The 2,712-nt window shown below is 50.6% G+C and carries 1 rRNA gene; it reads right to left on the reverse strand.

Going from position 1 to position 2,712, the window contains the following annotated elements:
- Positions 1-21: 21 nt before the first annotated feature.
- A 23S ribosomal RNA gene (locus ACTXGJ_RS12590) occupies positions 22-2,712 on the reverse strand; the annotation flags it as partial.

The raw sequence follows: 2,712 nt of genomic DNA on the forward strand, positions 1-2,712 counted from the left end.
TACAAACCACTTGGGTGTTGTATGGTCAAGCCAAACGAGCAATTAGTACAGGTTAGCTACACACATCGCTGTGCTTCCACACCCTGCCTATCAACGTCCTAGTCTTGAACGGCTCTTTAGGGAAATCTTATCTTGAGGTGGGCTTCCCGCTTAGATGCTTTCAGCGGTTATCCCATCCGAACGTAGCTACCGGGCAATGCCATTGGCATGACAACCCGAACACCAGTGGTTCGTCCACTCTGGTCCTCTCGTACTAGGAGCAGCTCCTCTCAAATTTCCAACGCCCACGGTAGATAGGGACCGAACTGTCTCACGACGTTCTAAACCCAGCTCGCGTACCTCTTTAAATGGCGAACAGCCATACCCTTAGGACCTGCTTCAGCCCTAGGATGAGATGAGCCGACATCGAGGTGCCAAACACCGCCGTCGATATGAACTCTTGGGCGGTATCAGCCTGTTATCCCCAGAGTACCTTTTATCCGTTGAGCGATGGCCCTTCCATACAGAACCACCGGATCACTAAGACCTACTTTCGTACCTGCTCGACTTGTGGGTCTCGCAGTTAAGCGCGCTTTTGCCTTTATACTCTTCGACCGATTTCCGACCGGTCTGAGCGCACCTTCGTACTCCTCCGTTACTCTTTAGGAGGAGACCGCCCCAGTCAAACTACCCACCATACATTGTCCTCGGTATTGTTATACCTGAGTTAGAACCCCAACATGACCAGGGTGGTATTTCAAGATTGGCTCCACAAACACTGGCGTGTCTGCTTCAAAGCCTCCCACCTATCCTGCACAAGTCAGGTCAAAGTTCAATGTAAAGCTGTAGTAAAGGTTCACGGGGTCTTTCCGTCTAGCCGCGGGTACACAGCATCTTCACTGCGATTTCGATTTCACTGAGTCTCTGCTGGAGACAGCGCTGCCATCATTATGTCATTCGTGCAGGTCGGAACTTACCCGACAAGGAATTTCGCTACCTTAGGACCGTTATAGTTACGGCCGCCGTTTACTGGGGCTTCGATCAAGACCTTCGCATACGCTAAGCCCATCAATTAACCTTCCAGCACCGGGCAGACATCACACCCTATACGTCCACTTTCGTGTTTGCAGAGTGCTGTGTTTTTAATAAACAGTTGCAGCAGCCTGGTATCTGCGACTACCAGCAGCTCAAGGAGCGTGTCCTATCACCACCAATAGCGTACCTTCTCCCGAAGTTACGGTACCATTTTGCCTAGTTCCTTCAGCAGAGTTCTCTCAAGCGCCTTGGTATTCTCTACCTGATCACCTGTGTCGGTTTAGGGTACGATTCGTTTATGACTATCGCTTAGAAGCTTTTCCTGGAAGCCTGGTATTTGCCACTTCGCTGTACAAGTACAGCTTGCTATCAGATCTCGACCATATTGCAACCCGGATTTACCTAAGTCGCAAGCCTACATCCTTTCACCTAGATAACCATCACTAGGCTGACATAACCTTCTCCGTCCCTCCATCGCATCATAAACAAGTATCGGAATATTAACCGATTTCCCATCGACTACGCCTTTCGGCCTCGCCTTAGGGGTCGACTCACCCAGCCCCGATTAACGTTGGACTGGAACCCTTGATCTTCCGGCGTGCGAGCTTTTCACTCGCATTATCGTTACTCACGTCAGCATTCGCTCTTGTGATACCTCCAGCATGCTTTACAACACACCTTCACAGGCTTACACAACGCTCCCCTACCACTTGAAAACAAATTCAAATCCGCAGCTTCGGCTCCTAGTTTGAGCCCCGTTACATCTTCCGCGCGGGCCGACTCGACTAGTGAGCTATTACGCTTTCTTTAAAGGATGGCTGCTTCTAAGCCAACCTCCTAGCTGTCTATGCCTTCCCACCTCGTTTCCCACTTAACTAGGAATTTGGGGCCTTAGCTGGCGGTCTGGGTTGTTTCCCTCTCCACAATGGACGTTAGCACCCACTGTGTGTCTCCCGGATATCACTCATCGGTATTCGGAGTTTGCATCGGTTTGGTAAGTCGGTATGACCCCCTAGCCGAAACAGTGCTCTACCCCCAATGGTGTTCGTCCGAGGCGCTACCTAAATAGCTTTCGGGGAGAACCAGCTATCACCGAGTTTGATTAGCCTTTCACCCCTATCCACAAGTCATCCCCTGGCTTTTCAACGACAGTGGGTTCGGTCCTCCGGTGCCTGTTACGGCACTTTCAACCTGCTCATGGATAGATCACTCGGTTTCGGGTCTATACCCTGCAACTAGACGCCCTATTAAGACTCGGTTTCCCTACGGCTCCCCTAACGGTTAACCTTGCTACAGAATATAAGTCGCTGACCCATTATACAAAAGGTACGCGGTCACCACGCAAGGTGGCTCCCACTGCTTGTACGCACACGGTTTCAGGTTCTATTTCACTCCCCTCACAGGGGTTCTTTTCGCCTTTCCCTCACGGTACTGGTTCACTATCGGTCAGTCAGGAGTATTTAGCCTTGGAGGATGGTCCCCCCATCTTCAAACAGGATTTCTCGTGCCCCGCTCTACTTAATATGTTGACGCTAGAATTTAAAATACAGGACTATCACCTACTATGGTCAGCTTTCCCACGCTGTTCTTCTATTCTAGTGCCAATCGGCTTCTCCCCGTTCGCTCGCCGCTACTTGGGGAATCTCAATTGATGTCTCTTCCTAAGGGTACTGAGATGTTTCACTTCCCCTCGTTCGC

Source organism: Psychrobacter sp. 1Y11 (assembly GCF_052259045.1).
In the GTDB taxonomy this organism is placed as follows: Bacteria; Pseudomonadota; Gammaproteobacteria; order Pseudomonadales; family Moraxellaceae; genus Psychrobacter.